General features: G+C 71.8%; 23 protein-coding genes. 12 read left to right on the plus strand and 11 right to left on the minus strand.

All coding sequences use genetic code 11. From position 1 onward, the window contains the following. Positions 1 to 2: 2 nt before the first annotated feature. The 3 genes from DI005_RS05730 to DI005_RS05740 are packed head-to-tail and all read right to left on the minus strand — an operon-like array spanning position 3 to position 2,829. The gene (locus DI005_RS05730; protein ID WP_112269056.1) at positions 3 to 218 is read right to left on the minus strand and encodes a hypothetical protein; all 216 of its coding nucleotides are present in this window, start codon (positions 216 to 218) and stop codon (positions 3 to 5) included. 33 nt (positions 219 to 251) lie between these two features. Next, positions 252 to 1,433 carry a S8 family serine peptidase gene (locus tag DI005_RS05735; RefSeq protein WP_113641442.1) on the minus strand — a complete coding sequence of 394 codons (1,182 nt, stop codon included), beginning with the start codon at positions 1,431 to 1,433 and terminating at the stop codon, positions 252 to 254. 40 nt (positions 1,434 to 1,473) lie between these two features. After that, entirely contained in the window at positions 1,474 to 2,829 is a 1,356-nt protein-coding gene (locus DI005_RS05740) for a cytochrome P450 (protein WP_113641443.1), read from the minus strand. A 94-nt stretch (positions 2,830 to 2,923) separates the two neighbouring features. On the opposite strand from DI005_RS05740, the gene DI005_RS05745 reads away from it, so the two are divergent. Beyond that, positions 2,924 to 3,535 carry a TetR/AcrR family transcriptional regulator gene (locus DI005_RS05745; RefSeq protein WP_113641444.1) on the plus strand — a complete coding sequence of 204 codons (612 nt, stop codon included), beginning with the start codon at positions 2,924 to 2,926 and terminating at the stop codon, positions 3,533 to 3,535. 9 nt (positions 3,536 to 3,544) lie between these two features. Further along, entirely contained in the window at positions 3,545 to 4,783 is a 1,239-nt protein-coding gene (gene mshC, locus DI005_RS05750) for a cysteine--1-D-myo-inosityl 2-amino-2-deoxy-alpha-D-glucopyranoside ligase (RefSeq protein WP_112269064.1), read from the plus strand. A 93-nt stretch (positions 4,784 to 4,876) separates the two neighbouring features. Here the strand turns inward: mshC and DI005_RS05755 are convergent, their stop codons facing one another. Then, positions 4,877 to 6,478: an ABC-F family ATP-binding cassette domain-containing protein gene (locus DI005_RS05755; RefSeq protein ID WP_113641445.1), complete on the minus strand. Its 1,602-nt coding sequence runs from the start codon at positions 6,476 to 6,478 to the stop codon at positions 4,877 to 4,879. Between the two features lie 176 nt (positions 6,479 to 6,654). On the opposite strand from DI005_RS05755, the gene DI005_RS05760 reads away from it, so the two are divergent. Further along, positions 6,655 to 7,494 (plus strand): metallophosphoesterase, encoded by an 840-nt coding sequence (locus tag DI005_RS05760; protein WP_112269068.1) that lies wholly within the window; start codon positions 6,655 to 6,657, stop codon positions 7,492 to 7,494. Here DI005_RS05760 and DI005_RS05765 read toward each other — a convergent pair. Both DI005_RS05765 and DI005_RS05770 read right to left on the minus strand, forming a co-directional pair. Then, a complete protein-coding gene (locus DI005_RS05765; RefSeq protein WP_233520004.1) occupies positions 7,469 to 8,533 on the minus strand; it encodes an MFS transporter in 1,065 nt (354 codons plus the stop codon). The two genes, DI005_RS05760 and DI005_RS05765, sit on opposite strands and share 26 nt — an antisense overlap. A 77-nt stretch (positions 8,534 to 8,610) precedes the next feature. After that, complete coding sequence (locus tag DI005_RS05770; RefSeq protein ID WP_112269070.1) at positions 8,611 to 9,492, minus strand: PAC2 family protein; 882 nt, start codon at positions 9,490 to 9,492, stop codon at positions 8,611 to 8,613. A 62-nt stretch (positions 9,493 to 9,554) separates the two neighbouring features. On the opposite strand from DI005_RS05770, the gene metH reads away from it, so the two are divergent. Together metH and DI005_RS05780 are read left to right on the plus strand one after the other, a co-directional pair. Next, complete coding sequence (metH, locus tag DI005_RS05775) at positions 9,555 to 13,112, plus strand: methionine synthase (protein ID WP_113641446.1); 3,558 nt, start codon at positions 9,555 to 9,557, stop codon at positions 13,110 to 13,112. A 26-nt stretch (positions 13,113 to 13,138) separates the two neighbouring features. After that, the gene (locus tag DI005_RS05780) at positions 13,139 to 13,813 is read left to right on the plus strand and encodes an HAD family phosphatase (protein ID WP_113641447.1); all 675 of its coding nucleotides are present in this window, start codon (positions 13,139 to 13,141) and stop codon (positions 13,811 to 13,813) included. Positions 13,814 to 13,825: 12 nt separating this feature from the next. Here DI005_RS05780 and DI005_RS05785 read toward each other — a convergent pair whose 3' ends face one another. Beyond that, a complete protein-coding gene (locus DI005_RS05785; RefSeq protein WP_112269076.1) occupies positions 13,826 to 14,629 on the minus strand; it encodes a class I SAM-dependent methyltransferase in 804 nt (267 codons plus the stop codon). Positions 14,630 to 14,776: 147 nt separating this feature from the next. Here DI005_RS05785 and DI005_RS05790 point away from each other — a divergent pair, with 147 nt between their 5' ends. Then, positions 14,777 to 15,040 carry a phosphoribosyl-ATP diphosphatase gene (locus DI005_RS05790; protein WP_110335671.1) on the plus strand — a complete coding sequence of 88 codons (264 nt, stop codon included), beginning with the start codon at positions 14,777 to 14,779 and terminating at the stop codon, positions 15,038 to 15,040. A gap of 17 nt (positions 15,041 to 15,057) precedes the next feature. Then, positions 15,058 to 15,903 (plus strand): ATP phosphoribosyltransferase, encoded by an 846-nt coding sequence (gene hisG, locus DI005_RS05795; RefSeq protein WP_112269078.1) that lies wholly within the window; start codon positions 15,058 to 15,060, stop codon positions 15,901 to 15,903. Positions 15,904 to 15,944: 41 nt separating this feature from the next. Here the strand turns inward: hisG and DI005_RS05800 are convergent, their stop codons facing one another. The 3 genes from DI005_RS05800 to DI005_RS05810 are packed head-to-tail and all read right to left on the minus strand — an operon-like array spanning position 15,945 to position 18,658. Further along, positions 15,945 to 16,874, minus strand: coding sequence for a ParA family protein (locus DI005_RS05800; protein WP_112269080.1), 930 nt, complete (start codon positions 16,872 to 16,874; stop codon positions 15,945 to 15,947). 46 nt (positions 16,875 to 16,920) lie between these two features. Then, positions 16,921 to 17,733 (minus strand): thioesterase family protein, encoded by an 813-nt coding sequence (locus tag DI005_RS05805; protein WP_113641448.1) that lies wholly within the window; start codon positions 17,731 to 17,733, stop codon positions 16,921 to 16,923. 10 nt (positions 17,734 to 17,743) lie between these two features. After that, on the minus strand, positions 17,744 to 18,658 hold the full coding sequence (locus DI005_RS05810; protein WP_112269084.1) for a RecB family exonuclease: 915 nt from the start codon (positions 18,656 to 18,658) through the stop codon (positions 17,744 to 17,746). Positions 18,659 to 18,864: 206 nt separating this feature from the next. Here DI005_RS05810 and DI005_RS05815 point away from each other — a divergent pair, with 206 nt between their 5' ends. Together DI005_RS05815 and DI005_RS05820 are read left to right on the plus strand one after the other, a co-directional pair. Next, the gene (locus DI005_RS05815; RefSeq protein WP_170200557.1) at positions 18,865 to 19,962 is read left to right on the plus strand and encodes a site-2 protease family protein; all 1,098 of its coding nucleotides are present in this window, start codon (positions 18,865 to 18,867) and stop codon (positions 19,960 to 19,962) included. A 77-nt stretch (positions 19,963 to 20,039) separates the two neighbouring features. Continuing rightward, positions 20,040 to 20,861 carry a tRNA (adenine-N1)-methyltransferase gene (locus DI005_RS05820; RefSeq protein WP_113641450.1) on the plus strand — a complete coding sequence of 274 codons (822 nt, stop codon included), beginning with the start codon at positions 20,040 to 20,042 and terminating at the stop codon, positions 20,859 to 20,861. A 75-nt stretch (positions 20,862 to 20,936) separates the two neighbouring features. Here DI005_RS05820 and DI005_RS05825 read toward each other — a convergent pair whose 3' ends face one another. Beyond that, complete coding sequence (locus DI005_RS05825) at positions 20,937 to 21,569, minus strand: hypothetical protein (protein ID WP_112269090.1); 633 nt, start codon at positions 21,567 to 21,569, stop codon at positions 20,937 to 20,939. A gap of 437 nt (positions 21,570 to 22,006) precedes the next feature. Between DI005_RS05825 and arc the strand changes: the two genes are divergently transcribed. The 3 genes from arc to DI005_RS05840 all read left to right on the plus strand — a co-directional run bounded on the left by arc (position 22,007) and on the right by DI005_RS05840 (position 25,294). Next, a complete protein-coding gene (arc, locus tag DI005_RS05830) occupies positions 22,007 to 23,824 on the plus strand; it encodes a proteasome ATPase (protein ID WP_113641451.1) in 1,818 nt (605 codons plus the stop codon). Between the two features lie 113 nt (positions 23,825 to 23,937). Continuing rightward, positions 23,938 to 24,282, plus strand: coding sequence for a hypothetical protein (locus DI005_RS05835; protein ID WP_113641452.1), 345 nt, complete (start codon positions 23,938 to 23,940; stop codon positions 24,280 to 24,282). A gap of 73 nt (positions 24,283 to 24,355) precedes the next feature. Next, positions 24,356 to 25,294, plus strand: a complete 939-nt coding sequence (locus DI005_RS05840; RefSeq protein WP_113641453.1) for an aldo/keto reductase — start codon at positions 24,356 to 24,358, stop codon at positions 25,292 to 25,294. Positions 25,295 to 25,324 lie beyond the last annotated feature (30 nt).

Consider the following 25,324-nt stretch of genomic DNA (forward strand, 5'->3'; position numbering starts at 1 on the left):
CGTCAGTACGGCCCGACGTCGCGTTGCAGCTCCACGTCGGACACGCCCGGCACGTCCTGCAGCGCGGCGACGACCGTGTCGGCGTCGACCGAGCCGGTGACGGTGCCGAGGAGCTCCTGCACGCCGTCAACGGACATCCCGGCCTGCCGTAAGTCGGACACCACGTCGTCGAGCGCGCCGAGGTTGTCGTCGGCGACCGACACGATCACCCTGGTCACGGTGCACCTCCCGGTCGGGGACGGGCGGCGCGGTCAGGGTGCCTGCACCAGCCCCGCGCCGACATCAGTCGAGGGTAGCGGCAAACGCCGGGCCGACTGGGAGAGCCGGGCCCACAGTTCCCAGCCTCGGGCCCCGTGCAGCTGCGCGGCCAGCGCGGCGGCTCCCGCGACGTGCGGCGTGGCCATGCTGGTGCCGCTGATGGTGTTGTACCGCTCGGGCAAGGTCCAGCTGGAGTACACGTCCACGCCGGGGCCCGCGAGGTCGACGGCGCTGCCGGGATCGACCGTGCCGCACGAGAAGTCGGCGATCGCGCGGTGCACGTCGATCGCGCCGACGGCCAGTATCGACGGGCAGTTGGCGGGGTGGCCGACCGGCGCGATGTGCCCTTCGGCGCGCCTGCTCTCGTTGCCGGCGGCCGCGACGATCAGCGTGCCCTGCCGAAGCGCCCTGCTCGCGACGGTCTCGAAGATCCGCGAGTGCGGGTCACCCGGCTGGGTCGCTGCGCCGAGCGACATCGACACCACCGCGCAACGGTTGCTGATCGCCCACTGGATGCCGGAGAGGATGCCACCGTCGGTGCCCGACCCGGCGTTGCTCAGCACCTTGCCCGCGTAGATCTCCGCCTCGTGTGCCACGCCGTAACCGCGGCCGTTCTCGGGGGTGCGGGGACCGCACGCCGTGCCGACGCAGTGCGTGCCGTGGCCGTGCTCGTCGTCCACCTGCTCGCCGTCGACGAAGGAGTTGGTGACGAGCGTGCGCCCGGCGAGATCGGGGTGGTCCACCACGACCCCGGTGTCGAGTACGGCCACGCGGATGCCCTTCCCGGTCGCCGCGCTCTCCGGCGCGCCGAGCGCCTGCAGGCCCCAGGTGAAGGTGGTCTCGTCGACGGCGTCATCCGGTTCGACGGCCGGCGCCGCGTAGGCGTGCACGGTGCGCTCGGGCTCCACGAGCGCGAGCGGCCCCGGTCCGGCGGCGGCGCGGGTGAGCGCGTCGGCCTGGTCGGCGGCCGCTGTCACCACGGCGACGCCGAGTTCGTGCAGCAGCAGCCCGTCCGGGGCGGACAGCAGGTTGGCCGCGGTGGTCCCCAGCACGTCGGCGGTACTCGCGGGATGCAGGCCGGCGACGCTGGCGAAGGTGCTCACCGCCGCGGCCGAGGAGTCCTCCTCGAGGAGCACGAGATACCGTCTGGTCCCGCTGTCAGCGCCACTGGTCATGGCCGCCACCTTCTTCTTCAGTGGGGAGCTGGGAAACCTCCTATGTTACGAGTCCTGTACGTGGCGTGACAATCACGCGCGCGCCACGACTCGGCACCATGGTGATATTGCGGGCCTTCGCGGGTTCGGGACGGGCACGGTCGGGCGTCAAGTGGAAGCGCGAGAGCACCGCGCGCAACACGACCGTGGCCTCCAGCAGGGAGAACCCGGCCCCGAGACAGCGGCGGACGCCGCCGCCGAACGGGAACCACGTGCCGGCCGGCGGGCCGTCGCCGAGGAAGCGCTCGGGGCGGAACGCGGCGGGCTCCGGGTGGTGCGCGGGGTCGGCCTGGACGAGGGCGATCGAGGGCATCACCGTGTGCCCCGCGGGAATGCGGTAGCCGCCGACCTCGATGTCCCGGGTGAGCTTGCGGGCCACCTCCGAGATCACCGGGTGCAGCCGCATCGACTCCTTCGCCACCGCCTCCAGGTACTTCTCGTCGCCGTCGTCGGCCGCGCGCGTGGCCGCGGCCAGCTGCGCGGGCTCGCGGGCCAGCTCGTGGAACGCCCACGCCAGCGCGGTCGCCGTCGTCTCGTGTCCCGCCAGCAGCAGGGTGATGAGCTGGTCGCGCAGCTCGGCGTCCGTGAGCCCCTCGCCGTCGGCCTCGCCGACCGCGAGCAGCCGGGACAGCACGTCGTGGCGCTCGCCGAGGTCACCGGCACGCCTGCGTTCGGCGATCTCGGCGTAGAGCAGGTCGTCGGTCCGCCGCTGGGCGATCGCGTAGCGCTTCCACGGCCCGTAGCGCTGGAGCTTCGGGTTGTGCCAGCCGAGCAGGTCGACGGGCCCGACGTCCACGATGCGGCGCAGGAGCCCCCGCAGCTCCTCCAGCCGGGGTCCCTCGGCGACCCCGAAGACGACGCGCAGGATGATCTCCAGCGTCAGCGCCTGCATGCGCAGGTGGGAGGAGAACGGCGTGCCCGGCCGCCAGCGCTCCACCTCCCGCTCGGTGAGCTCGGTGACGAGGTCGCGGTAGCCGCGCAGGGCGGCCCCGTTGAAGGCGGGCATCAGCAGCTTGCGGGCGCGCAGGTGCACGTCCTCGTCGGTGAGCAGGACGGAGTGCTCGCCCATGGCGGGTTTGAGGATCACGTTGCCCTCGCCGGCGTGGAAGATCGAGGGGTCACCCGCGAAGACGGCACGGATGTGGTCGACGTCGGCGAGCTGCACGACGTGCCGCTCGGGGTAGATGTGCAGCCGCACGACGTCGCCGTGGCGGCGGCGCAGCCTCGGCAGCCACCGGTGCCGGTAGGAGCCGAACAGAACGGTCTGCACGGCGAGTGGTAGCCGGGGCCCCGGCGGCGGGGCGGTGGCGGTGAGGTCCTCGGTGCGCACGCCGGGCGTCGTCGTCTCGGTCGTCACAGGTGCTCCTTCGCGAGGGATCTACACGTCCGTTTTATACGCGTGTATAGATCGCGTGTCCAGGGGCCCACGGTCCTCCGGGTACGCTGCGGGCGTGGGCCATCGGGAAGACCTCCTCGTGGCGGCCCGGCGGCTGCTGGAGGACAAGGGCTACGCGCACATCACGACGCGCGACCTGGTCGCGGCCTCGGGCACCAACCTCGCCTCGATCGGCTACCACTTCGGATCCAAGGCCGGGCTGCTCAACGCGGCCATCGGCCAGGTGTTCGAGGAGTGGACCGAGCAGCTCGCCGACCTCGCCATGGCCGACCCCGCGGCCTCGCCCGTCGAGCGCGGGCACGTCACGTGGGCGGCGCTGCTCGGCAGCCTGGCCAGCAAGCGCAAGCTGCTGCTGTCCTACGTCGAGGCGCTCGCGCAGGCGGAGCGCACACCCGACCTGCGCAGCCAGTTCGCGGAGCAGTACCGGCGCTGCCGCGAGCGCGTCGCCGGCCTGGTCGCGGAGTCCCTCGGCGACGGCACCCGCTCCGACGACCCCCGCTGTCTCGCCGTCGCGAGCTTCGTGATCGCGATCTGCGACGGGCTCTCCGTGCAGTGGCTGCTCGACCCCGAGTCGGCCCCCACCGCGGAGGAACTGCTCGCCGGGCTCGGCGCGATGTGGTCGGCGTCGTTCCCACCACGCGGGAAGGCGGACGACGTTTCCGCTTAGTGTTGGGGTATGCAGACTTGGTCATCGGTTGCCGTGCCCCGTATCCCTGGAACCCCGCGTCCGCTGCGGCTCCACGACACCGCGACCGGACAGCTGCGGCCCACGGCGCCGGGGCGCGTCGCCAGGATGTACGTCTGCGGCATCACCCCCTACGACGCCACCCACCTCGGGCACGCCGCCACCTACCTGGCCTTCGACCTCGTCCACCGGCTGTGGCTCGACGCCGGGCACGAGGTGCACTACGTCCAGAACGTCACCGACATCGACGACCCGCTGCTGGAGCGGGCCGAGCGTGACCAGGACGACTGGGTGGTGCTCGGCATGAGGGAGACGGCGCTGTTCCGCGAGGACATGGAGGCCCTGCGCGTGCTGCCGCCGCGCGACTTCGTCGGCGCGGTGGAGACCATCCCGGAGATCGTCGAGGTGATCGGCAAGCTGCTCGCGAGCGGCGCCGCGTACCGGGCGGACGACCCCGAGTACCCCGACGTGTACTTCGACCGCTCGTTCACCGGCCACTTCGGCTACGAGTCGAACTACGACGCCGAGACCATGGCGCGGTTCTTCGCCGAACGGGGCGGCGACCCCGAGCGCAAGGGCAAGCGCGACCCGCTGGACGCGCTGCTCTGGCGGATGGCGCGGCCCGGCGAGCCGTCGTGGGAGTCGGAGCTGGGGGAGGGCCGCCCCGGCTGGCACATCGAGTGCAGCGCGATCGCGCTCGGCCGCCTCGGCATGGGCTTCGACGTCCAGGGTGGTGGCTCCGACCTGGCGTTCCCCCACCACGAGTACAGCGCGGCCCACGCCGAGGCCCTGGCGGGCGAGCACCCGTTCGCCCGCCACTACGTGCACGCGGGGATGATCGGCCTCGACGGCGAGAAGATGTCGAAGTCGAAGGGCAACCTGGTGTTCGTGTCGCGGCTGCGGGCCGACGGCGTGGACCCGGCGGCGATCCGCCTGGCCCTGTTCGCCGGGCACTACCGCGCCGACCGCGCGTGGACCGGCGCGCTGCTGGACGAGGCGCGGGAGCGGCTCGCGCGGTGGCGCGAGGCCGTGTCGCTCGAGGCGGGCCCCGCCGTGGAGGACACCGTCGCCCGCCTCCGCGACCATCTCGCCGACGACCTCGACACCCCCAAGGCGCTCGCCGCCGTCGACGCGTGGGTGACCGAGGCGCTGGGCCGCCGCGGCACCGACGCCGAGGCGCCCGCCCGGCTCCGCGCCGCCGTCGACGCCCTCCTCGGTGTCGCCCTCTAGCGCCCTTGCCGTCTGCAGTGAAGGCCACCATGCCTGCGTTCAACGCAGTGAAGGTGGCCTTCACTGCAGACGGGTGACGCTGCAGCAGGTGGGTCAGGTGGCGGGCAGGGCCAGTTCGGTGCCCTGCCAGTCGCGGCGAAGCCAGCGGTCGTGGGAGGCGACCACTACCGCACCCGGTGCCCCGTCCAGCGCGTCCGACAGCTCCTCGGCGAGCGTGAGCGAGATGTGGTTGGTTGGCTCGTCGAGCAGGAGCACGTGCGGCGGGTTCGCCAGCAGCATCGCCAGCGCCAGCCGCCGTCGCTGGCCCACCGACAACCTGCCAACCTCGCGGTCGAGGTCCCTCGGTGCGATCAGGCCGAGTGACGACAGCGCCGGAGCCTCCTCTCCGGCCGCCTCGGTGTAGAGCTGCCGGGGCGTCGGCGTCGGATCGGCGAACGTGACGTCCTGCTCCAGCAGCCCCACCCGCACGCCACGCGCCCGGTGGACGGTGCCTCGGGCCGGGGTGAGCCTGCCCGCGAGCACCGCCAGCAGCGTCGACTTCCCGGTGCCGTTGCCACCGGTCACCAGCAGCCGCGCCGACGTGCCGACGTCCAGCTCGCCGAGCCGCAGTCTGCCGGGCACGTCGACGTCCCGCACCGACAGGGCCAGCCTGTGCTCGGCCGGCCTGCCCGTGAGCGCCGCCGCGAACCGCAGCGGCCGCGGTGGCCTGCGCACCTGGTCGCGCTCCAGCTCCGCCAGCCGCAGCTGGGCATTGCGCACCCGGCGCGAGATCTGCTTCTGCACCCGGCCGGTTTTGAAGTCGTACGCCATCTTCGCGTTGTCGCGGGCGGGACGGTTGTGGTTGATGTCCCGCGCCGTCACCGCGACGGAGTGCCGCAGCTGATTGAGCTCCTCCTGCTCCTCGGCGTACCGCTGCTCCCACCGCGCCCGCTCGGCCCGCTTGGCCTCCAGGTAGTCCGAGTAGCGCCCGCCGTAGCGGGCCGGCCCGCCGAGCGCGGGGTCGAGGTCCACGATGTCCGTGCACACCGCGTCGAGGAACACCCGGTCGTGAGAGGAAACGACCACGATGCCGGACAACGCCGAGAGGTGCCGTTCGAGGAACTCCATCGCGGCGTCGTCGAGGTGGTTGGTCGGTTCGTCCAGCAGCAGCGTCTCGGGACTGCGGATGAGCAGTGCCGCGAGCGCGAGCCGTGACCGCTGCCCGCCCGACAGGCTCCCGAGCGGGCGCTCCGGCCCGATCTCGCCGAGCCCGAGCCCCGCGCAGACCAGCTTCGCGCGCCGGTCGGCGTCCCACAGCTCGTGGGCCTGCGCCCACTCCAGCAGCCGGCCGTACTCGTCGAGCGCGACCGCGTCCTCCGGGTTCCCGGCCAGCCGCTCACTCAGCACGTCGAGCCGCGCGGCGCCCGCCCGGATCTCGGCGAGCGCGTGGTCGAGCACGTCGGCGAAGCGGGCCGTTTCCGGGAACGGCAGCTCCTGGCGGAGGAAGCCGATGTCCCCGCCGCCGTCCACCGACCCGGCCTGAGGCTGTTCGAGCCCCGCGAGCAGCCGCAGCAGCGTGGACTTGCCGACGCCGTTCTCGCCGACGAGGCCGAGCCGCTGACCCGCGCTCGCGGTGAGGTCGATGCCGCGGAACACGACGCGATCGCCGTAGGAGAACGCGAGGTCGCGGGCACGCAGGGAAAGAGAAGCGGACATAGAGCATCACCGGCCCGGTGTGAGAAGGGGACACCCGCCGGGCGAATCGGCCTCGGGCGCGGGTGAGGGCTCGGGTCAGCTCTTCATGATGCGTCCAGGCTAGCCACACCTGCCGCGGGCGCGCCACCGAGTTTTCGGCGCCCGGGTGATCGCCTTCGCGGGATACGGTGGGCTGCGTGCCCAACCTGTACGCCACCAGCGACCTGCACGTCACGCACAACGGCAACGAGCCCTTCGTCGACCAGATCCGGCCGGGCTCGCCGGAGGACTGGCTGCTCGTCGCCGGTGACGTCGGGGAGCGGATGTCGGCGGTGGTCGGCACGCTGGCGAGGCTGCGCGAACGGTTCGCCACGGTGGTGTGGGTTCCGGGCAACCACGAGCTGTGGACCACCGTGAAGGACCCCGACCAGCACCGAGGCCAGGACCGCTACGACGAGCTGGTGCGCCGCTGCCGCGACGTCGGCGTGCTCACCCCCGAGGACGAGTACCCGGTGTGGCCCTACGCCGAGCGCCCCCTGACCGTCGCGCCGCTGTTCCTGCTCTACGACTACAGCTGGCGCACCCCTTCGGCCGAGGGGGAGCCGCTGGACGTGGCGATGGAGCAGGCCAGGGAGGCCGGGGTGGTCTGCACCGACGAGTTCCTGCTGCACCACGAGCCGTTCGCCAGCCGCTCGGCGTGGTGCGCGCGGCGGCTGGAGGTCACCGAGAGGCGGCTCGCGGCCATCCCCGCCGACCACGGCACGGTGCTGATGTCGCACTGGCCGCTGCACCGGCATCCCACGGAGCCGCTGCGCTACCCGGAGTTCGCGATGTGGTGCGGCACCACCGCGACCGCCGACTGGCACGTGCGCTACCGCGCCGAGGTCGCCGTGTACGGCCACCTGCACATCCCGCGCACGACGCGGCGCGACGGCGTGCGCTTCGAGGAGGTCTCGCTCGGCTACCCACGCGAATGGCGCAAGCGCGCGAGGGGAGCCGTGCCGGTGCGGATCATTCTCGGGAACGGGTTCGCCTGAGTACCGCCGTCAATGGCGTGACGAGCAGCAGCAACGCAGCGGGCAGGCCGAAGCCGAGCGCGGCGTCGTGGTGGTAGGGCGCCGTGAACGCCGCGGGGGCGGCCGCCATGCCCACGAAGCGCATCGCCTGCACCACCGAGATCGCGCCGCCCCGGCCACGCTCCCCGCCGGAGAGCACGCTCGAGTTGATCCCCACCATGATCAGCTGGCCGCAGAAGCCGGCCACCGCCCAGCACGCCGCGGCCACTGCCAGCGAATCCACGAACCCGATGGCCGCGAGCAGCAGCGCGCCGGCCACGAGGCCAGTCACCGTGGAGGGCCGGGGCCCGTACCGGTCGTTCACCCCGCCCACCACGCGGGCGGTGAGGATGCCCGCGACGCCGAAGCCGGTCAGCACCAGCCCCCGCGGCCCCGACGAGAGCCCGAAGGCGTCCTCCAGCCGGAACGCCACCAGGAACGACACCCCGGACAGGCAGGCCCAGCCGACCAGGCCGACGAGACCGGGCAGCAGGACGTCCCGGCGCCACGAGTCGCGCAGGCGCGTCGGCCGCGACGTGTCCCTGGGCTGGTCGGGCGGCAGCGGACACGCCGCGAGCACGGCGCCGACCAGCGCGATCCCCGCGAAGGCCCATCGCCACGACGCCTCGGCGGCCAGCCCGCCGACCAGCGGCGCCGACGTCTGGCCCACCGCCTGCATGGCCCCGAACAGGCCCAGCGCGCGGCCGAGGCGCTCCCGCGGCGTCCCCTCGGCGAGCTTGGCCATGAGCAGCGGCAGCGTGAACGCGTTCGCGCAGCCCTGCACGCCGCGCGTGACCTGGAACAGCCAGAACCACGGGGCGAGCGCCGAGCCCACGGCGGCCACCGCGTAGACCACGTAGGCGAGGCGGATGGTCCGCGCCTGCCCCCAGCGTTCGCCGAGGGTGCCCGACACGAGCATGAGTGCCGCGAACGGCACGAGATAGCTCGTGAGCGCCGACGCCGCGACGGACGGGGACACGGCGAAGCTCGCGCCGATCTCGGGCAGGATCGCGGCGACCACACCGCCCCCGAACGGCCCGAGCAGCGCACCGACGTACAGCGAGCCCCTGGCCAGCCGGGCTCGCGCGGACCCCCCGGTCAGCGACCCGACGAGCCGGGCCCGTCCGGCCTGCGGCGTCGTAGATAGCGTTCGAACTCGGCGGCGATGCGGTCGCCACTGCTCTCGTCGACGGTGATCTCGGCGTCGCCGCGCTCCTCGAGGGTGCGCACGTAGTCGCTGATCTCCTCGTCCTCGTCGGCCATCTCGGAGACGGTCCGCTGCCACTCCTCCGCCTGCTCGGGCAGCGCGCCGAGCGGGATGCCGACGTCGAGGATGTCCTCGAGTTTGTGCAGCAGCGCCAGGGTCGCCTTGGGCGAGGGTGGATGCGACACGTAGTGGGGCACGGCCGCCCACACGGACACGGCCGGGATGCCCGCCTGCACGCACAGGTCCTGCAGCACCCCGGTGATGCCGGTGGGGCCCTGGTAGCGGCTGCGCTCCAGGCCGAACCGGGAGGCGGCCTCCGCGTCGTATGCCGTTCCGGTGACCGGGACGGGCCTGGTGTGCGCGGTGTCGGCCAGCAGCGCCCCCAGCGTCACGACCGTCGAGACCTCGAGCTCCTCGATGTGCTCCAGCAGCTCAGCGCAGAACGCCCGCCAGCGCATGTTGGGCTCGGGTCCCTGCACCAGCACGATGTCACGGCCGAGGCCCTCGGGACGGCACACGGAGAGCCGCGTCGTCGGCCACTCGACCCGGCGGGTCACACCGTCCACCATGCGGACGGTGGGCCTGCTCACCTGGAAGTCGTAGTAGTCGTCGGGATCCAGCTCGGCCAGCGGCTTCGCGTCCCAGTTGAGCTGCAGGTGCTCGAGTGCCGTGCTCGCGGCGTCCCCAGCATCGTTCCAGCCTTCGAACGCCACCACCATCACCGGTTTCGGCGGGGGCCGGCTGTCTGTTGCTTCGTCGAAGGGCTTGCTCACACAGCCAGCCTACGGCCCGGCGGCATCCCCTGTGGACCGTGCTGGCCCGTAGGCTGTCACCCATGCCCACCCCTCTCTCTTCGCCGCTGCTGGACGCGCTCTCGGCCCGGGTCGTGGTCGCCGACGGCGCGATGGGAACCGCGCTTCAGACCCACGACCTCTCGCTCGACGACTTCGCCGGGCTGGAGGGCTGCAACGAGATCCTGAACGTGACCAGGCCGGACGTGGTGCGGGGCATCCACCGCGGCTACCTGGCGGCCGGCGCCGACGCGGTCGAGACCAACACGTTCGGGGCGAACTTCGCGAATCTGGCCGAGTACGACATCGCGGACCGGATCTTCGAGCTGTCGGAGGCGGGCGCGCGGCTGGCGAGGGAGGTCGCCGACGAGTTCGCTGAGCCGGGCAGGCCGCGGTTCGTGCTGGGCTCGGTCGGTCCGGGCACGAAGCTGCCGACGCTGGGGCACGCGCCGTTCACGACGCTGCGCGACGCCTACGTCGAGGAGGTCAGGGGCCTGCTCGCGGGCGGCGTGGACGCCGTGATCGTGGAGACCACGCAGGACATCCTCCAGACGAAGGCGTCGATCGTGGCGGCGCACCGCGCGATGGCCGCGGAGGGACGGCGGGTGCCGGTCATCGCGTCGATCACCGTGGAGACCACGGGCACGATGCTGCTGGGCACCGAGGTGGGCGCGGCGCTGACGGCGCTGGAGCCACTGGGCATCGACGTGATCGGGCTGAACTGCGCCACCGGCCCCGCGGAGATGAGCGAGCACCTGCGGACGCTGTCGCGGCACGCGCGGGTGCCGCTGTCGGTGATGCCGAACGCGGGCCTGCCGGAGCTGGGGCCGAACGGCGCGGTGTACCCGCTGAGCCCGGAAGGGCTGGCCGAGGCGCTGTCGGGATTCGTGCGCGAGTTCGGGGTCGGCCTGGTCGGCGGCTGCTGCGGGACCACCGAGGAGCATGTGCGGCAGCTGGTGGCGGCGGTGCGGGAAGCCGAGCGCGCACAGCGTCGTCCCACCCCGGAGCCGGGGGTGTCGTCGCTGTACCAGGCGGTGCCGTTCGAGCAGGACGCGAGCGTGCTGATGATCGGCGAGCGGACCAACGCCAACGGCTCGAAGGCGTTCCGCGAGGCGATGCTGGAGGGCCGCTACGAGGACTGCGTGGAGATCGCGAGGGGCCAGACCCGCGACGGCGCCCACATGCTGGACCTGTGCGTGGACTACGTGGGCCGCGACGGCGCCGCGGACATGGCCGAGCTGGCCGGCAGGCTGGCCACCGCGTCCACATTGCCGATCATGCTGGACTCCACCGAGCCCGAGGTGATCAAGGCCGGGCTGGAGCGCCTCGGCGGGCGCTGCGCCGTCAACTCCGTCAACTACGAGGACGGCGACGGGCCGGGCTCGCGCTACCGCCGGATGATGGAGCTGGTGCGCGAGCACGGCGCCGCGGTGGTGGTGATGTGCATCGACGAGGAGGGCCAGGCCCGCACCGCGGAGGCGAAGGTCCGCATCGCGAGCCGGATCATCGACGACCTCACCGCCAACTGGGGCATGGCCGTGGGGGACATCATCGTCGACTGCCTGACGTTCCCGATCTCCACCGGCCAGGAGGAGGTGCGCCGCGACGGGGTGGAGACGATCGAGGCGATCCGCGAGCTCAAGCGCCGTTACCCGGGCGTGCGTACCACGCTGGGCGTCTCCAACATCTCCTTCGGGCTCAACCCGGCCGCCCGGCAGGTGCTGAACTCGGTGTTCCTACACGAGTGCGTGCAGGCAGGGCTGGACACCGCGATCGTGCACGCGTCGAAGATCCTGCCGATGGCGCGCATCCCCGACGAGCAGCGTGACGTGGCGCTCGACCTGGTCTACGACCGCCGCCGGGAGGGTTACGACCCGCTGCAGGCGCTGATGTCGCTGTTCGAGGGCAAGACCGCCGCGTCGTCGCGGGCGTCGCGGGCCGAGGAGCTGGCGAAGCTGCCGCTGTTCGAGCGGCTGGAGCGGCGCATCGTGGACGGCGACCGCAACGGGCTGGAGGCCGACCTCGACGCGGCGATGGAGCAGAAGCCGCCACTGGAGATCATCAACGACACCCTGCTGTCCGGGATGAAGACCGTCGGCGAGCTGTTCGGCTCCGGGCAGATGCAGCTGCCGTTCGTGCTGCAGTCGGCCGAGGTGATGAAGACCGCCGTCGCCTACCTCGAACCGCACATGGAGAAGCAGGACTCCGGCGGCAAGGGCCGCATCGTGCTGGCCACGGTCAAGGGCGACGTGCACGACATCGGCAAGAACCTGGTGGACATCATCCTGTCCAACAACGGCTACGAGGTGGTGAACCTCGGCATCAAGCAGCCGATCACCACGATCCTGGACGCCGCGCGGGAGCACCGGGCGGACGCGATCGGCATGTCCGGCCTGCTGGTCAAGTCCACGGTGATCATGAAGGAGAACCTCGAGGAGATGAACTCCCGGGGCGTGGCCGGGCAGTGGCCCGTGCTGCTCGGCGGCGCGGCGCTGACCCGCTCCTACGTCGAGAACGACCTGACCGAGGTCTACCAGGGCGACGTCCGCTACGCCCGCGACGCGTTCGAGGGCCTGCGCCTGATGGACACGATCATGGCCGTCAAGCGCGGCGAGGCCCCCGCCGCCGACCCCGAGGAGGAGGCCAGGCGCGCCGAGCGCAAGGCCCGCCGGGAGCGGTCCCTGCGCATCGCCGAGGCCCGCAAGGCGCGGCGGGAGCCCGAGCCGGAGGACGGGCCCGCCCGCTCGGACGTGGCCACCGACGTCGCGCTGCCCACGCCGCCGTTCTGGGGCTCGCGCGTGGTCAAAGGCGTCCCGGTGGCCGACTACGCCGCCTACCTCGACGAACGCGCCACCTTCCTCGGCCAGTGGGGTCTCAAGGGCGCGCGCGGCGGCGCGGGGCCGACCTACGAGGAGCTGGTGGAGACCGAGGGCAGGCCACGGCTGCGGGCGTGGCTGGACCGGCTGGCCACCGAAGGCATCCTGGCCCACGCCGCCGTCGTCTACGGGTACTTCCCCGCGGTGGCCGAGGGTGAGGACCTGGTCGTGCTGACCGAGCCGCGCCCGGACGCGCCGGAGGTGACGCGGTTCACCTTCCCCCGGCAGAAGCGCGACCGCAGGCTGTGCCTCTCCGACTTCTACCGGCCCCGTGACCTGGCGAAACAGGCCGGCGAGGTGGACGTGCTGCCGTTGACGCTGGTCACCATGGGCCAGCCGATCGCCGACTTCGCCAACGAACTCTTCGCGCGCGACGCCTACCGCGACTACCTCGAGGTCCACGGCCTCGGTGTGCAGCTCACCGAGGCGCTCGCCGAGTACTGGCACCGCCGCGTCCGCCAGGAACTGCGTTTCGCCACCGGAAACCCGGTTTCCGACGAGGACCCCGCCGACGTCGAGGAATTCTTCAAACTCGGCTACCGTGGCGCGCGGTTCTCGCTCGGCTACGGCGCGTGCCCAAATCTGGAGGACCGCGCGAAAATCGTCGAACTGCTCCAGCCGGAGCGCATCGGGGTGAAGCTCTCCGAGGAATTCCAGCTGCACCCCGAACAATCGACCGACGCCATTGTGGCGCACCACCCCGAAGCCAAATACTTCAACACCTAGGAGCGAACGTGAACCGACCGTCCGCAATGGACGGCCCCGCCGCCGTGCTGTGGGACATGGACGGCACCCTCGTCGATTCCGAGAAGCTCTGGGACGTCGCGCTCTACGAGGCGGCGGGCTGGCTCGGCGGCGACCTCACGACCGAGCAGCGCGCGTCCCTCGTCGGGTCCAACATGGACACCACGACGCGCTTCCTGCTCTCGGTCGCGGGCAAGGACGTCACCCCGCGGGCGATCGCCGAGGTGTCGCGGTGGATCCGGGAACGCACGGCCACGTTGTTCGCCGACGAGCTGCCCTGGCGGCCGGGCGCGCGCGAGGCGCTCGCGGCGATCTGCTCGGCCGGGATCCCGTGCGGGCTCGTGACCTCCACCGAGCGCGCCCTGACCGAACTCGCGCTCAACACGATCGGCCGCGAGTTCTTCGCCGTCACCGTGTGCGGCGACGAGGTGGACGGGCTGAACAAGCCGCACCCCGAGCCCTACCTGCGGGCAGCCCGGCTGCTGGGCGCCGACCCGGAGTCGTGCGTCGCGGTGGAGGACTCGCCGGTGGGCACCGAGTCGGCGGTCGCGGCAGGCTGCACGGTGCTCGTCGTGCCCAACGACGTGCCGGTGGAGCCCGGGGTGCGGCGGACGTTCCGCTCCTCGCTCGTCGGCCTTGACGCGCACTCGGTCGCGGATGTCGCGGCCGCGCGGCAGGGTTGAGCCCCGCGGGCGTCAGGGCACGAGCCCGGCGGGGATGTCCGCGTGCTTCACGCCGACGAGCGCCACGTAGTACAGCGGCTCGCCACAGATGTTGAGGCGGTGCCGGTAGCGCTCGGACGAGCGCACCTCGAGCACCCCGGCCTCCTGGCAGCGGTTGATCAGGCGCGCGAAGCCGGACGTGTCCTCGTCACCGAGGAACCGGTCCTTGATGGTGAACGCGATCCAGCCGCCGTCACTCACGAGGTTGTACGCCGCGCGGAACGCCGCGGGCGGGATGTCGCCGTAGCCGAGCGCCGCCACGCAGGACAGCGTGTTGAAGCCGTACCCGTGCAGCGTGCGGGTTTCCTGCTCGGACAGCGCGGTGAGGTCGGCGACGTGGTAGGCGTCGTAGACCTCGGGACGGTCACGCCGCGCCGCGTCCCGCGCCTCCGGGATGATGTCCACGCCGACCAGGCTGCCCGCGCCCACCGTGCGCAACTGCTCGCCGACGAGCCCGTTCCCGGCGCCCAGATCGAGGACGCGCAGTGACGAGGCGACCACGTTGTCGCGCTGGACCTGTTCTTTCAGCAGCTTCCCGACCACGTCGGGTGAGCGGCAGTCCAGAATGTCGTGGAAAAGTTGTTCGTAGAGTCCGGGAATTGCGAAGATCCGGTGGTAGTCGTGGAACCGGATCTGCTGCCACTCGCCGTCCAGGAGAACCAGGCAGTACTCCGAGTCCTGGTCTATTCGCTCCGGGTGTTCCGGCAGTCGTATTTGGAGTTCAGTGTGCTTCATCGAAGGGCCGCCATTTTCGTCGGGTAACCTCCTGTTTGCCATACCCCACCTTTCCGTTCTCGATTCGTTCCCGGGCTCCGCAATTCAGCAAAGTGGATTTCCGTGGCCAAGTCAACCGGCCGACAGCGGGATCGCGCGGGAGACGGCCCGCCCGCCACCGTTGCGACGGTGGATGGAAGGATTCAGTCCGTGAAGACCTTCGATGAGCTGTACGCCGAGCTTGCCGAACGGGCCCGTTCCCGGCCCGAGGGCTCCGGCACCGTGGCCGCGCTGGACGCCGGAGTGCACGCGCAGGGCAAGAAGGTGCTGGAGGAGGCCGGCGAGGTCTGGATCGCGGCGGAGCACGAGTCCGACGAGCGGCTGGCCGAGGAGGTCTCCCAGCTGCTCTACCGGGTTCAGGTGCTGCTGCTGGGCCGTGGCGTCCCGCTCGAGGACGTCTACCGGTATCTGTGAGGAGGAAAGGAAAGACCATGCTGCGTGTCGCGGTGCCGAACAAGGGTGCGCTGGCCGGGCCGGCGTCGGAGATGCTCGGTGAGGCGGGGTACCGGCAGCGACATGAGCAGCGCGACCTCACCGTGCTGGACCCGGTCAACGAGGTCGAGTTCTTCTTCCTCCGCCCCAAGGACATCCCGATCTACGTGGGCTCCGGGGAGCTCGACCTCGGCATCACGGGCCGCGACCTGGCGCTGGACTCCGGCGCGCCGGTGGAGGAGACGCTCGCGCTCGGCTTCGGCGGCTCCACGTTCCGTTACGCGGCACCCTCGGGACGGGACTGGAAGACCGAGGACCTGCACGGCAAGAGGCTCGCGACGTCCTACCCGAAGCTCGTGCGGGACGACCTCGCCAAGCAGGGGATCGAGGCGGAGGTCATCCGGCTCGACGGCGCCGTGGAGATCTCGGTGCAGCTCGGGGTCGCCGACGCGATCGCCGACGTCGTGGGCTCAGGCCGCACGCTGCGCCAGCACAGCCTCGTCGCGTTCGGGGACCCGATCTGCGTGTCCGAGGCCGTGCTCGTGCACCGGTCGGGAAACGCCGACTCGAAGCCGATCGGGCAGCTGGCCGCACGCCTGCAGGGCGTGGTGTTCGCGCAGCAGTACATGATGCTCGACTACGACTGCCCGCGCACGCTGCTCGAGCGGGCCATGGCCATCACGCCCGGCCTCGAGTCCCCGACCGTCGCGCCGCTCGCGCACGCCGACTGGGTGGCCGTGCGGGCCATGGTGCCGCGCAAGCAGGTCAACTCGATCATGGACGAGCTGGCCGCCGTTGGCGCCCGCGCCATCCTGGCGTCGGACATCCGCGCCTGCCGGCTCTGAGCAACCGCCGTCAGGGTCCGGGCTCCGGACCCTGACGGCGGTCAGCGCGGCCGCTGGCGTTTGGGCAGCAGGTCGTAGAGCTTGCGGCGGGCGCCGTTGTCGTTGGCGGCCCTGGTGTCGGACAGCTCGGCGATGAAGTCCTCGAACACGAAATCCTGCTCGGCCACCGGCGGCGCGGGAGCGGCGGGGGCGGTCATGGTGTCGAGCACGGTGGCGATCTGCCGGAAAGCCACCGCCTGGATGGTCTCGGGCGCGAACGTCGTCACCGGCACGCCCCGCGCCGCGGCCTCGTTCATCACCACGCCGAGCGGCACGTGGGGCAGGATCGGGATGCCGAACGTGTGCAGCTCGCTCAGCGCCGCCGCCGCGTACGCGGAGATCGGCCGCCGGTACAGCCCGGGAACGAGCCCGTAGTAGGCCACCGGCTGCCGGTCCACCGCGGACTCGACGTAGCGGATCTGCTCCTGCATCAGCCGCAGTGCCCTGATGCTCGTGCGGTCGGGCTGCACCGGGACGAGGATGCCGTGCGTGGCGGCGAGCGCGTTGTTGGTGAGCACGTCCAGCGCGGGCGGGCAGTCGATGATCACGTGGTCGTAGTTGGCGAACTGGATCACCCTGGCCAGCTGCCAGCCGGGCACGCGGAACTGGTCGAGCCTGCGCACCAGGTCGAACATCCCCGGCGACGTGGGGATCACGTCGAAGGCGCCGCCCGCGCCGATGTTGCTGCGCGGATGGGGGACCACCAGCTCCTCGATCGCGCCCCGCCACGTCTTGGTGAGCGCCTTCGCGAGGCTCGGCGCCTCGGCGGGCGCCTCGGGCAGCCCCAGGAGCTCCGTGGTCGCGTGGCCCTGCGGGTCGAGGTCGATCAGCAGCACCCTGCGACCGCGCTCGGCGAGCGCGGCGGCGGCGCCGACACTGAGCGCGGTCTTGCCGACCCCGCCTTTCTGGTTGACCACCGAGGTGATCTGCACTGTGCGCCAGCTCCTGGATCTCGTGGTTTGGGAGCAGGTTAGTGGATCAGGACCGGCTCTGCCCCGCGGCCGGCCGCCCGTCGGGGCGAGCACGCACCAGCAGCGCCTGCGCACCGGTCCCGACCTGCCCGGTCGTGTCGTGCAGCCTGCTGGTCGCCGTGCCGAGGCCCTGCGGGCCGAGAACCGTGTCGGCGTCGAGCCCGATCCACTCGCCGACGGGCTCGCGGTGCACGTGGACGGTCAGCTCCGCGTTGATGAACAGCCACTCGCGCATGTCGAGCCGGTTGGACGTGCCGTTCCCGGAGTCGGCGACCGTGAACAGCCGCTGGAGTGGGCTCGGTTTCTCGCCGTCGACGAGCGGCACGCGCTGCCGCGCCCACACCGCGGCCGGACCCGGGTCGGTGACCCGGCCGCTGATCTCGCGCCACTCCATCGCCTTGAGGTAGCCGTCGTTCCACGTCGCAGGCCAGTCGGCGGGCGGGCAGTCCTCGACCGGGGCGAGTGGCGCGGCCGAGCCCTCGGCGACCTCGGTGGTGTCCGAGGTCGCGAACCGCCAGCCGGACGCCTTCGCCACGACCCGGCCGCCCGCCGCGAGCTCGGCCGACAGCAACTCGACCGAACGGCCGGGCCGTTCCAGCCCCGCCCGCACCGTGAGCTCCGTGAGCGGGGCGGGCCCGAGGATCTCCACGGTCACTCGGCCCAGCAGCATCTCCCGTGCGGCGGGGATGCTCTCCAGCTCGCGCACCAGCAGCGCCGACGGCGGCCCGAAGTGCTGCGAGTCGGGCGACCACGGGCCCGCCGTGTGCTCGGTGGGCAGGTACCGCCCTTCTCCGCGGGGCAGGTAGAACGCTTCGGACACGCGAGGCTCCTCAGTCGGCGCGGTCGAGGACGGACTCCTCGCCGGGATCGGGCTCAGGCCAGCCAGGATATTCCGGGGGAGTGCCGCCGAACGAAGGGCACAGCGCCTGGTGGGAACACCAGCCGCACAGTTTGCCGGGGTTCGGCCGGAAGTCACCGGTCCTGCCCGCCCGCAGGATCGCCTGCCAGATCGCCTCCAGCGTGCGTTCGAAGCGGACCAGCTCGGCCTCGTCGGGCGTGTACGCCAGTGCCTGCCCGTCGCTGAGGTACATGAGCTTGAGCTGGCGCGGGACGACGCCGCGCAGCCGCCAGAGCACGACCGCGTAGAACTTCATCTGGAACATGGCCTTCGCCTCGCCGATCTCGCGGGGCGCGGCGCCGGTCTTGTAGTCGACGACCCGGATCTCGCCGGTGGGCGCGACGTCGAGCCGGTCGATGTAGCCGCGCAGCACGACGCCGGAGCTCAGCTCGGTCTCGACGTGCAGCTCGCACGCCTCCGGGTCCAGCCGGTTGGGGTCCTCGAGTCCGAAGTAGCCGTCGAGAAGTTTCGCCGCACCACCGAGCCAGGCGCTCATGGCCTGCTCGGCGTCACCGTCCTCATCGGAGAAAAGCTCAGTCCATTCCGGACATTCCGTGAGCAGCTCCCGCCACGTGGGCTCCAGCATCGCGACGGCCCGCTCCGGCACCCGCTCGCCCTGCGGCAGCGCGAACAGCCGCTCCAGCACGGAGTGCACGAGCGTGCCCCGCACCTGTGCCTTCGTCGGCACCTCCGGCAGCCGGTCGACGGCGCGGAAGCGGTAGAGCAGGGGACACTGCTTGAAGTCGCTCGCTCTGGATGGGGACAGCGCGGGACGGCGAACCGCGCCGGAACGCGGCGGGTCCTCGGTCGGGGTGACGGTGGCCGTCGTGGTGGTGCCCTCTGCCATGCCCGGAGCGTAGCGGCACGGTACGACAACTCCCGGTAGCGCGAGCGGGCGTGGGCCGAATCGGACGCGGGACACACGCCACTCGCGGGGCACGGGTAACGAACACCCCACACCCGACGTTCTACCCTCGCCTGGTGGACGCGACGAGCCAGTACCGCAGGGGCGGTCCCCGGCGCGCGCCCTCGGCGTCCCCGTCGGAGGGCGGCCTGCTGCTCTTCCGCGTCGACGGCGTGCCCGTGCTGCTCGCGCCGTCCTGGTGGATCGGCTCGCTGATCATCGTCGTGCTCTACACGCCGCTGGTCGGCAGGCTGCTGCCGGACGCGAGCACGCTGACGTCCTGGGTGCTGGCGGCCGCGTTCGCCGTGCTGCTCGGCCTCTCGGTGCTGGCGCACGAGCTCGGCCACTGCGTCGTGGCACTCCGGCTCGGCATCCCCGTGCGCAGGCTGCGGCTGTTCCTGCTCGGTGGCCTTTCCGAGGTCGCCCGCACGCCGAGACGGCCCGGCCAGGAGAGCCTCGTCGCCGCCGCCGGCCCGGTCGTGTCGATCCTGCTTGCGGCGCTGTGCGGGCTGCTGCTGCTCGCGGTGCCGCCGGGCGGCCCGATCTGGCTGCTCGTGGCCCAGTGCGCCGTCGCGAACCTGGCCGTCGGGCTGTTCAACCTCCTTCCCGGGCTGCCCCTCGACGGCGGCAGGCTGTTGCGGGCAGGCGTCTGGGCGCTCACCGGTGCCCGCGCGAAGGGAACCAGGGCCGCGGTGTTCGGTGGCGGCCTGGTGTCGGTCGGGCTGCTGGTGTGGGCGCTGTGGGGGCTCGCAGTCGGCAGCGACGACCGCTGGCTGCGGCTCGGCGTCTGTGTCGTCACGGCGTGGTTCGTTGCGCTCGGGGCGTCCAGCGAGTTCGCGGCCGAGGGCAGGCGCGGCTGGCCAGACGGTCTCGAGGTCGGCGACCTGATGCGCCCGGTGCTGCAGCTGCCGGCGGAGAGCCCGGTGTCGGCCGCGCTGTCGGCCTCGGCGGGCCGGGGCGTGGTGCTGGTGCGGGCCGACGGCGTCGCGGCGGGGCTGCTCGACGAGGCGGCGGCGGAACGGCTCGCAGCCGAGTCCCCGCAGGCGCCCGCGGAGCTCGCTGCCGAGCCCATCAGGGCGGAGACCGTGCTCCTGCTGTCCGAGCCGGGCGACGACATCGCCGAACGGGTCCGCGAGGTGGCGACGTGGCAGTTCCTCGTCGTCGACGACGACGGCAAGCCCGCCGGTGTGCTGCACCGCGACGACGTGCGCGCGGCGCTGTCCGGGCACCGGAAGCCGACCCGCTGAACCCGGCACCGGCGTCTCCTGCGACGATCAACCGCTGTCTCGATGAGCAGGGTGACCACGTCTGAACTGGAGGTTCGGTGTCAGCAGGGCCGTTTCGCGCCGGTGACCGGGTGCAGTTGACCGACCCGAAGGGCCGGCACTACACGCTCGTACTGGCCGAGGGGGGCGAGTACCACACCCATCGCGGCGCGCTGGCGCACGACGACGTGATCGGCAAGCCGGAGGGGTCGGTGATCACGTCGGCCGGCGGGACGACCTACCTCGCGCTGCGGCCGCTGCTGCCCGACTACGTGCTGTCGATGCCGCGCGGTGCGCAGGTGATCTACCCCAAGGACGCGGCGCAGATCGTGATGTGGGGCGACATCTTCCCCGGCGCGCGGGTGCTGGAGGCGGGTGCGGGCTCCGGGGCGCTGACGTGCTCGCTGCTGCGGGCGGTGGGCCCGCAGGGCAGCGTGACGTCGTACGAGGTGCGCGAGGACCACGCCGAGCACGCGGTGCGCAACGTCGAGAAGTTCTTCGGCGAGCGCCCGCCCAACTGGGAGCTGCGGCTCGGCGACGTCGCCGGGCACACCGGCGAGGTCGACCGGGTGGTGCTCGACATGCTCTCGCCGTGGGAGGTGCTGCCCGCCGTGGCCGGCTCGCTGGTGCCGGGCGGGGTGCTGGTGGTGTACGTGGCGACGACGACGCAGCTGTCGGCGGTCACGGAGGCGCTGCGCGAGCAGCAGTGCTGGACCGAGCCGGAGTCGTGGGAGACGCTCATGCGCCCGTGGCACGTGGTGGGGCTCGCCGTGCGGCCCGAGCATCGCATGGTGGCGCACACGGCGTTCCTGCTCACCACGCGCAGGCTCGCCGAGGGCGTGACGCCGCCGATGCGCAGGAGGCGGCCGAGCCGGGGCTGAGACCTGAACGGGGCGTGCCCGGCGGAACCGCTTCCGCCGGGCACGCCCCGTTCCGTCACGTCCGGTGCGAGCGGGTCAGCCCGCCATGCACCAGGTGCCGTCCTCCTTGGAGGCGGGCAGGGTCTCGTCCTGGCTCTGCCCCCGGTAGGAGATGGTCACCGGGATGTCGGCCGAGTCACCGGTGATCTCCGGGTCCCCGTTCAGCGAGTACTCGACGCCGTCGGGCAGCTGGTCGAAGTCGTCCGTGCTGACCGCGCCGGGGTTGCAGGAGATCTCCTTGGCGAGCGCGCCGTCCTTGTTGTTCAGGGCCTCGAGGGCCTGGTCGGCGAGCTCCTGGACCGCGGCCGTGTCGTCGCCGGAGGAACCGGAGTCGCCATCGTCCGAGGACTCCGACGACTCGCCGGAGTCGCTGGAGTCGCCGCCCGCGCCGGGGACCTGCGGGGCGGTGGACTGCTGGTTGCCGCTGTTGTTGTCGCCGCCGTCGGCGTTCTGCTCGTCGTCACCTCCGGAGAGGATGAGGATCAGCGCGACGACGCCGCCGATCACGGCGACCGCGGCGATGGAGAGGCCGACGATCAGGCCGGTCTTCTTCTTGGGCGGCTCGCCGCCGGGGCCGCCGGGGAAGCCGGGCGGCTGCTGGCCGTACGGGCCGGGTTGGCCAAATTGTTGTGTTCCCCCAGGGCCGCTGTACCCGCCCTGCTGTGGCATGGGTCCACTGGGTGGGAATTGTCCGCCCTGCGGCGGCTGCTGTCCCCACGGACCCTGCTGTCCGTACGGCCCGGGTTGCCCCGGTCCCCCTGGCGGTTGCGGCGGATAGGTCATGTGGCCCCCTTAGTGGTCACTTGCTGCGGAAATCCCTGGTCCACGCCGTGGATGTGGGTTAGATCGTAGCCACGGCACGCTTGGTTCCATCCGAGTCCGGCAGGACGGCCTGATTTGTCCGTTTCATGGTCATCTCACGGAGTGCGACCGGGTGCGGCCAGGCGGCGGAAATCGGGCCGCCCCACCGGATCGGAGTCAGTTCGCACGGCAGTGGGTAGCCCCTCGCATCCGCGCGACGCGCCGATCCTGTGATGCGGTTAGGGCTTTTCATGTCGGTGATCGCCGGTACCGTGGGAAGAAATGCATTCCGAGGAGGTGCCGAAATGCAACACGACCTTCCCGGAGGTCGGCATGAGGAGGCCGACCCTTCAGAAACACACGGAGCTGGAGCCGCGGGCAACCCGACCAGCGAGCAGCTGCGGCAGATCCGCTTCCTGGAGGAGGAAGTAGCGCTGCTTCGCCGGAAGCTCACGGACTCGCCGAGGCAGAACCGCGTCCTCGAGCAACGGCTCGCCGAGGCGACCGAGCGGGTCAGCCAGCTCACGGAGCGGAACAACAAGCTGGTTGAGACGCTGCGTGAGGCGCGGAGTCAGCTCCTGGCCCTGCGGGAGGAGGTCGACCGGCTCGCCCAGCCACCGAGCGGGTACGGCGTCTTCGTGGAGGCCTTCGAGGACAACACGGTGGACGTCTACACGGCGGGCAGGCGGATGCGGGTGTCCGTGTCGCCCGCGGTGGAGATCGATTCGCTGCAGCGCGGGCAGAGCGTCCGCCTCAACGAGGCGCTCACCGTGGTGGAGGGTGGCAGCTTCGAGCGAACGGGCGAGGTCTGCGCCCTGCGCGAGGTGCTGCTGCCGGAGACCGAGGGCGGCAGTTCGCGGGCGCTCGTCGTCGGGCACGCGGACGAGGAACGAGTGGTCTGGCTGGCGGACCCGCTGGCCGAGCAGACGCTCAAGCCCGGTGACTCGCTGCTCGTGGACTCCAAGGCCGGCTACGCGTACGAGCGCGTGCCGAAGGCCGAGGTCGAGGACCTGGTGCTCGAGGAGGTCCCCGACGTCCGCTACGAGGACATCGGCGGGCTCTTCCGGCAGATCGAGCAGATCCGCGACGCGGTGGAGCTGCCGTTCCTGCACTCGGACCTCTACCTGGATTACCAGCTGCGGCCGCCCAAGGGTGTGCTGCTCTACGGTCCTCCCGGCTGCGGGAAGACGCTCATCGCCAAGGCGGTGGCCAACTCGCTGGCGAAGAAGGTGGCCGAGGCGCGCGGCGGCGGCGACGCGGACGACGCCAAGTCCTACTTCCTCAACATCAAGGGCCCCGAGCTGCTCAACAAGTTCGTCGGGGAGACCGAGCGGCACATCCGCATGATCTTCCAGCGGGCCAGGGAGAAGGCCTCCGACGGCACCCCCGTCATCGTGTTCTTCGACGAGATGGAGTCGATCTTCCGCACCCGTGGCAGCGGGGTGTCCTCCGACGTGGAGACCACCATCGTTCCGCAGCTGCTGTCGGAGATCGACGGTGTCGAGGGACTCGAGAACGTCATCGTGATCGGCGCGTCCAACCGTGAGGACATGATCGACCCGGCGATCCTGCGTCCCGGCAGGCTCGACGTGAAGATCAAGATCGAGCGGCCGGACGCGGAGGGCGCGAAGGACATCTTCTCGAAGTACCTCACGGCGGAGCTGCCGATCCACGCCGACGACCTCCTGGAGTTCGGCGGCGACCGGCAGGCCACGATCGACGCGATGATCCAGCACACCGTCGAGCGGATGTACGAGGAGACCGACGAGAACCGGTTCTTGGAGGTCACCTACGCCAACGGGGACAAGGAAGTGCTCTACTTCCGCGACTTCAACTCCGGCGCCATGATCCAGAACATCGTGGACCGGGCGAAGAAGTCGGCGATCAAGTCGGTGCTGGAGACCCAGCAGCCCGGCCTGCGCGTGCAGCACCTGCTGGACGCGATCGTCGACGAGTTCGCGGAGAACGAGGACCTCCCGAACACCACGAACCCGGACGACTGGGCCAGGATCTCCGGCAAGAAGGGCGAGCGGATCGTCTACATCCGCACGCTCGTCACCGGCAAGAACCAGGAGTCCGGCCGGGTGATCGACACCGCGACCAACACCGGCCAGTACCTCTAAGGCCACCGGCCACTGTCCCCCAAGGCCACCTTTGTTGCGTTCAACGCAACAAAGGTGGCCTTGGGGGCGTTTCGGTGCCCCACGTTTCGTATAACGGCCTATACGCTGGCGGCATGGACGAGCTTCGGGAGGGCCGGCTCCGCGCGCCGGTCACGGCGGCGGACATGCTCGGCTGGCTGGAGGAGGCCGCCGCGGCCGTGCGCGCGGGCGAGGTCGACGCGGACGAGTTGATCGCGGTGCTGGGGGAGTTGCGGCAGGCGTCGACGGCATGTGCCAACGCCTCCGACTGGGCGCTGCTCGCCGCCAGGGAGGCGGGGGCGAGCCTGCGGCAGATCGCCCCCGTGTTCGGCAAAGGCTACGTGCGCGCGCCCGCGGCGCGGCTGGAGAAGCTGCACCGCGAGGTGCTCTCGGCTGACCAGTTCCTCGAGTTGATGCGCCGCCGCCAGGCCGACCGCTAAGCGTATAACGACCTATACGGCGCGGCCATGAGGGGTCGTTCGTGCCGCAACCCGCCGAACTACGGTGACACCCGTGAAGAACGACGCACGGATCGCCGTGGGGCTCGCCGCGCTGGGCAGGCCCGCGTACATCAACCTCGGCAGGACGGAGGAGCTGCCCGGGGAGCGCGACGTCGCCGCGATGCGCGCGGGCACCGCCGCCGTGCTCGACCGCGCCTACGCCGCCGGCGTCCGCCGCGTGGACGTCGCGCGCTCGTACGGCCGCGCCGAGGAGTTCCTCTCCGGCTGGCTCGCCGAGCGCGGGCACGACGACGTGGTGGTGTCGAGCAAGTGGGGCTACGCCTACGTCGGCGGCTGGCGGCTCGACGCGGCCGTGCACGAGGAGAAGGAGCACTCGCTGGCCCGGTTCACCGAGCAGTGGGCGCAGACCAGGGAGCTGCTGGACGGGCGGGTCTCGCTTTACCAGGTCCACTCGCTGACCGCGGACAGCCCGCTCTTCGCCGACGAGCCGCTGCTCGGCGCATTGGCCGAGCTGGCCGACTCCGGAGTGCGCGTGGGCTTCTCGACCTCGGGCCCCGCGCAGGCGGAGACGATCAGGCGGGCACTGGAGCTGCGCGTCGCGGGGCGTCCGGTGTTCACGGCCGTGCAGTCCACCTGGAACGTGCTGGAGACCTCCGCGGGCCTCGCGCTCGCCGACGCCCACGCCGACGGCGTGCTGGTGCAGCTCAAGGAGACACTGGCCAACGGCAGGCTGGCCGTCTCGCCGCCGCCCGCGCTGGCGGCGATCGCGGCGGCGCGCGACGTGCCAGCCGACGCCGTGGCGCTCGCGGCGGCGTTCGCCCAGTCCTGGGCCGACGTCGTGCTGGTGGGGCCGGCCAGCGTGGCCCAGCTCGACGCCAACCTCGCCGGCGCGCGGCTGGGCCTCGGCGACGACGAGCTCGCCGCCCTCGCGGAGCTGCGGGAGGACCCCGCCGAGTACTGGGCCCACCGATCAGCGCTGCCGTGGCGATGACTACTGTCAGGGCCCTGTTCGGGGGTCGGT

Origin of the sequence: Prauserella sp. PE36, assembly GCF_003311655.1 — a bacterium.
Lineage (GTDB): Bacteria > Actinomycetota > Actinomycetes > Mycobacteriales > Pseudonocardiaceae > Prauserella_A > Prauserella_A endophytica.

Coding starts and splice junctions, on each gene's coding strand:
- DI005_RS05735 (WP_113641442.1), bottom strand. CDS start 1,433: ATGACCAGTGGCGCTGACAGCGGGACCAGACGGTATCTCGTGCTCCTC.
- mshC (WP_112269064.1), top strand. CDS start 3,545: ATGCAGACTTGGTCATCGGTTGCCGTGCCCCGTATCCCTGGAACCCCG.
- DI005_RS05755 (WP_113641445.1), bottom strand. CDS start 6,478: ATGTCCGCTTCTCTTTCCCTGCGTGCCCGCGACCTCGCGTTCTCCTAC.
- metH (WP_113641446.1), top strand. CDS start 9,555: ATGCCCACCCCTCTCTCTTCGCCGCTGCTGGACGCGCTCTCGGCCCGG.
- DI005_RS05780 (WP_113641447.1), top strand. CDS start 13,139: ATGGACGGCCCCGCCGCCGTGCTGTGGGACATGGACGGCACCCTCGTC.
- DI005_RS05785 (WP_112269076.1), bottom strand. CDS start 14,629: ATGGCAAACAGGAGGTTACCCGACGAAAATGGCGGCCCTTCGATGAAG.
- hisG (WP_112269078.1), top strand. CDS start 15,058: ATGCTGCGTGTCGCGGTGCCGAACAAGGGTGCGCTGGCCGGGCCGGCG.
- DI005_RS05810 (WP_112269084.1), bottom strand. CDS start 18,658: ATGGCAGAGGGCACCACCACGACGGCCACCGTCACCCCGACCGAGGAC.
- DI005_RS05825 (WP_112269090.1), bottom strand. CDS start 21,569: ATGCCACAGCAGGGCGGGTACAGCGGCCCTGGGGGAACACAACAATTT.
- arc (WP_113641451.1), top strand. CDS start 22,007: ATGCAACACGACCTTCCCGGAGGTCGGCATGAGGAGGCCGACCCTTCA.
- DI005_RS05835 (WP_113641452.1), top strand. CDS start 23,938: ATGGACGAGCTTCGGGAGGGCCGGCTCCGCGCGCCGGTCACGGCGGCG.